Below are 4,507 nucleotides of genomic sequence, written 5' to 3' on the forward strand. Positions count from 1 at the left end.
CCAACACTGCAATCTCATTCCACTGAAACAGCTTGAGTTGTGGTATAATAGCCATAACAGGCGACCCTCCGATACTTAAAATTGTTTTCGACAATTCAATTTTACCATGGATGGAGTCGCCTGTTTACTATTTACTACCATAAAGAGGCTGGGGTGGATTTTCGCTCTGCCTCTTTCTTTTATACATGAAAATGAAGTTTTTCCGCTTTTTTTGGGGGTAAAAATTTTTCTCCTGTATCTTTCAGCCCTTGTCCTGTCCGGCTTGCAGGACATCGCAATTAGCTCAAGATGAGCTATTTGCGATGTAATTTGTATCGCTCGTTTAAACGTTGGAGCTTTCTTAGAGTCGGCAATAAACTCAGGAATCCTTTAAGTAGTTCACTGTGAAAATCAATAGGCAAAAAAAGCTCTGTGAGTATTAGCGGATTGGACGAAAAGAAAGACGATGGATGACGAACTATAACTGGAAAATAGCGAAGCCATTGTGGATGTTGCGGTTATTTTGAACAACCTCTAATCAAGATGGACATAACGCCATTCCTGCAAAAGAATAAACCGTGCAGACCGGGCGATCACTCGTGAGCCTTTTATCAACTGCAGCATTTTATCTTCTAACTGGTACGTAAAGCTGGTATTCCCATTTTATTCATCGATCAATCCTATACCGGCCAAAGGTGCTTTCAATGGTCAAGTAGACCGGGGGAATTTCACCCCCAGCCTCTCACAGAACCAAACGTGAAAGTCTCCCTTCATTCGGCTCTTGTTATCCAATCGCGGGCACAAGCCCTATCTGCCAGTGGTAGAAAAGATTTGGGTTGCTCGTGGCAATGCATTTAAGGAATCTCATTGCCTTCATCATGCTTCCTTTCCTCGACTTGTACTTCGATTTAACCCATCTGGCTAGAGTGAGATTTACGTAAGTAAGGATTCTTTTGGCTACGCCAGGAGCGAATTTTGAGAAGTAGTTAACCCAACCACGGACCACAGGATTCACTAGCCCTGCTAGCTTTTCTATGACACGGTTTTGTTTTTCATACGTATGTTGTGTATGCGGTCACGCAGTTCTTGTCCTGAGGTCTTGCTGACTGCCGGCGTAAAACCATTGAAAAACTCCCCTTGCTTGTTTTGAACGTATCGCCTACGGAAGGTGTAACTTCTAACCACCATCTGTGCCACCCTGTCGGCTATAGTGGGCACACCCAAAAGCCGAGTTTTTCCGTTTTTCTTAGAATATTTCCACACCTTTGACCGCCTCTGGAAAATAGCTTCCTGATGACATTCTGTTCCATATCTTGTACAAGTTGTTTTTAAGGTTCTTCTCAAACGCTGTAAAATCCATTCCATCATCGCCAGGCCCCATGATTCGCTTTTACACGTTTGTACGCCTCTAGTACTTGATGTTTCGAAATCTCAAACGATTTTCCTTCTTTCATAAAATCCTCCCTTTTTCCGGTTGTTCCATCAAAGAAGTATAGATAACAGAACCCCTTCACTCCTCTGCCATTACAGCAGTTTCATCACTACTACGAGTTCTTCCGCATCTGTGCCCCACATCTCTACTTTCACCCTTGTCGTTTTATCGCTTGGGTTTTTCGATTTCCATTAGGGCCCAGACTTCTCCTGTTCCTTGTAAGAGCCTGTACCATGCTCCTGTAACCTCTACGCCGACGGTCATCTGACCAGTAATCAGGTTTCTGTCAAACTTATCCCAGCGGCCGCTTAAAACCTCTGGTTTGACCGTACTTTATCTTAACGACGCTTCGTCAGTTCTTTACTTTCGTTCAGCTTCATGGCACTCACCTGACCAATGACTTGGCCTCCATTTGTGCTCAGCACCACAACTTTTGATTGTAGCACCCAAAGGCGGTTTAGAATCTGCACCTGAATGCCGATTCTGAGGGGCCTCCCCTCATCTCTTACAAAGCACGGACGACTGTGTTCTTTCCACTCCTTTCAGTACAGTCATTCTTCAGGACACACTAAGCGTAAAATAGTCCCCACCTTGTGACAGGACGGGGACTCAAGTATTCTTCTTATTAAATACACGACAGGTTAGGGGGAACGTCTGTGACCAAGGAAGCAGCTTATTTAAGGTACAGTGGTCTTTGGTATCGATCAGATTGGGGAGCTTCTCAAAGAGATAGCTAAGATAGACAAAGGGATTCAATCCATTCTCCTTGACCGTTTCAATGATGCTGTAAATCATCGCGCTGGCCTGGGCACCGCGCAGAGTGTTGGCATCCAATTCTTACGACCGATGACGAACAGCTTGATGGAGCGTTCACTGCGGTTATTATCTATTTTCAACCGGCCGTCTTTCATATAGGCCTCTAATTTATTCCACTGGTTACGGCAACGGCAGTACGTTATCGCCTGTCCAAGGGCACTTTTTGGCAGTACGCGTGACTTCTGCGTTTGAAGCCATGCGGAAAAAGCATCTACCTTATGGTAACCCGCGTAACCGTCAACGTGCAGGTATCCGCTAAAACCGGATAAAAACTTGCGGGGTGTTCGCCAGAGGGATCAGCTTCAGACTCCGCTTTGTTAAACAGCTGCAGCTAATCCGGATGCGTGCGCTCACTGGACGCGCCGATTCCACTTTTGACCTCCAGTTTCCTGCAAAAAGACAGAGAGAGAAGGGAGCCAAGTCAAAACCTTCCTTTACGAGTGCAGCTAACCCGTCAATCGACTTACGCAAGTCGGTGTTTCCGCAGCCAGTACCATAATTGTCGCGTGGTGCATTGGTGGGCGGCACACCATTCCGATGCACACTGCCACTGGCTCGATACGCGGCTACGCGGGCCTCCCATGCTTGTCTCACCTCGGCTTGTGTCATGTGAAAATCCTCCCTTTGATATTCTGAGTTATCTCATAGACAAAATAGGGTTAATAGGTGGGGAGTATTTGACGCTTACGTTTCAATGCGGACACGTCGCAAAAGGGGACCGCAAGAAAGAGCAGTTCCACTGCAGGAAGTCCTTCATACCGCTTATGCGCATTATAATGCGGCCATTAATGGTTTCTCACATAATAAAATCTATCTTGCACTATTGACATAGTGTAAACATTATTTTATCATAAAAGTGTACATTTCTTTTACTCTTCCTGAGGTACTAACTATATCCTTCTTTCCTCTCCGAATAATTGGAGAGGCTTTTTTTTTTAAAAGGCTATGCTATACTATGTCTAATTGGTGCGGGAAGGGATTGTGAAAGATGTTATTTTCGGGCAAATTAAATAGATTACGCAATTTTGCATTAGGACTAGTGTTTGTCGGAATAGTTGTTATGTATATAGGGTATGCTGCCTTCGCTGGATATTTAGGCTCATTATTCCAACATAACATAATAGTAATGGCTATCTTCCTTGTGCTTGGTTTTTTATTTATTATTGGAAGCTCTATTATGTATATGTGGATTGGAATGCTTTCTACAAAGGCAGTTCAAGTATATTGCCCAAGTTGCGGTAAAGTAACAAAGGTAGTTGGCCTTAAGGATGAATGTATGTTTTGCAGACAAAAACTTTCGCTAGACCCTAAAGACGCTTCAAACATTGATTAACAACCTTATGAAAAAGCTCCTTTCACTTTATTAGCGAAAGGAGCTTTTTCATAAGCGTAAGATTTTAATGCTGAACCTGGCAATCGCTGCATACCCCGTATACTTCCATTCGGTGGGAAATCACTTTAAATCCTGTGCTGGTAGACGCCTCCTCTTCTACCTGATGTAAACCGGAATAGTAAAAGTCCTCAATTGTGCCACACTTTAAACAAACTACATGATAATGTTCTTCCATGTTGGCATCAAAACGACTGGAAGAGTCACCATATGTTAATTCCTTAACCAGATCTAAATCTTTAAACATTTTCAAATTATTATAAATGGTTGCCACACTCATACTCGGGAACTTCCCCCCAAGCGATTTATATATTTCATCTACAGTAGGATGAGATTTCGTATTCATTAAATACGACAAAATCGCATGACGTTGAGGAGTCATCCGCACACCTGCACCTTTCAATATTTTAAGTGCGGTTTGAATTTGTTCTGCGGACACTTGTCATGCACCTCTTTCTCAAAAATTAATTACTATTATTTTATATATTTATAACTAGTCTACGAGTACAACTTATAATTTGTCAATCCATCTTCAATAAAGGGGCCTTTTCATAATAAAAAACGCTGGGAGTATCCAGCGTTTTATGTATCAACTTTTACATTCTTATGGATGGTGCGGTCGGCGAGACTCGAACTCGCACGGACGTACATCCACTACCCCCTCAAGATAGCGTGTCTGCCAATTCCACCACGACCGCAATGGCGGGCCTACCAGGATTCGAACCTGGGCGCCTGGCTCCGGAGGCCAGCGCTCTATCCCCTGAGCTATAGACCCAAAAAACAAAAATTTAATTATAAAAATGGCTCCGCAGGCCGGACTCGAACCAGCGACCGATCGGTTAACAGCCGATTGCTCTACCGACTGAGCTACTGCGGAACAATTCAGGTAT

At 43.8% G+C, this 4,507-nt stretch carries 6 protein-coding genes, 3 tRNA genes and 1 pseudogene; 1 reads left to right on the plus strand and 9 read right to left on the minus strand.

Annotated elements, in window-relative coordinates:
- Positions 1–763 precede the first annotated feature (763 nt).
- From H525_RS29635 to H525_RS25725, 5 genes and pseudogenes are all read right to left on the minus strand, one after another.
- Positions 764–994 (minus strand): group II intron maturase-specific domain-containing protein, encoded by a 231-nt coding sequence (locus tag H525_RS29635; RefSeq protein WP_027416875.1) that lies wholly within the window; start codon positions 992–994, stop codon positions 764–766.
- A 17-nt stretch (positions 995–1,011) separates the two neighbouring features.
- Positions 1,012–1,347, minus strand: coding sequence for a hypothetical protein (locus H525_RS28275; protein WP_027416876.1), 336 nt, complete (start codon positions 1,345–1,347; stop codon positions 1,012–1,014).
- 402 nt (positions 1,348–1,749) lie between these two features.
- Complete coding sequence (locus tag H525_RS29640; protein WP_425387709.1) at positions 1,750–1,881, minus strand: hypothetical protein; 132 nt, start codon at positions 1,879–1,881, stop codon at positions 1,750–1,752.
- A 139-nt stretch (positions 1,882–2,020) separates the two neighbouring features.
- Positions 2,021–2,508 (minus strand): annotated as a pseudogene (locus H525_RS26550) (IS66 family transposase); the annotation flags it as partial.
- Positions 2,483–2,836, minus strand: coding sequence for a hypothetical protein (locus H525_RS25725; protein WP_051331073.1), 354 nt, complete (start codon positions 2,834–2,836; stop codon positions 2,483–2,485). The gene H525_RS25725 and the pseudogene H525_RS26550, both read right to left, overlap by 26 nt.
- A 379-nt stretch (positions 2,837–3,215) precedes the next feature.
- On the opposite strand from H525_RS25725, the gene H525_RS0115120 reads away from it, so the two are divergent.
- Complete coding sequence (locus H525_RS0115120) at positions 3,216–3,560, plus strand: YgzB family protein (RefSeq protein ID WP_027416878.1); 345 nt, start codon at positions 3,216–3,218, stop codon at positions 3,558–3,560.
- Positions 3,561–3,624: 64 nt separating this feature from the next.
- Here H525_RS0115120 and H525_RS0115125 read toward each other — a convergent pair whose 3' ends face one another.
- The 4 genes from H525_RS0115125 to H525_RS0115140 all read right to left on the minus strand — a co-directional run bounded on the left by H525_RS0115125 (position 3,625) and on the right by H525_RS0115140 (position 4,494).
- Positions 3,625–4,056, minus strand: coding sequence for a Fur family transcriptional regulator (locus H525_RS0115125; protein ID WP_027416879.1), 432 nt, complete (start codon positions 4,054–4,056; stop codon positions 3,625–3,627).
- 172 nt (positions 4,057–4,228) lie between these two features.
- Positions 4,229–4,315: transfer RNA gene (locus H525_RS0115130), tRNA-Leu, on the minus strand.
- Between the two features lie 2 nt (positions 4,316–4,317).
- A tRNA-Arg gene (locus H525_RS0115135) sits at positions 4,318–4,392 on the minus strand.
- 26 nt (positions 4,393–4,418) lie between these two features.
- Positions 4,419–4,494 (minus strand) — tRNA-Asn (locus H525_RS0115140).
- Between the last annotated feature and the right edge of the window lie 13 nt (positions 4,495–4,507).

This window comes from Aneurinibacillus terranovensis DSM 18919 (assembly GCF_000430625.1).
Taxonomy (GTDB): Bacteria; Bacillota; Bacilli; order Aneurinibacillales; family Aneurinibacillaceae; genus Aneurinibacillus_B; species Aneurinibacillus_B terranovensis.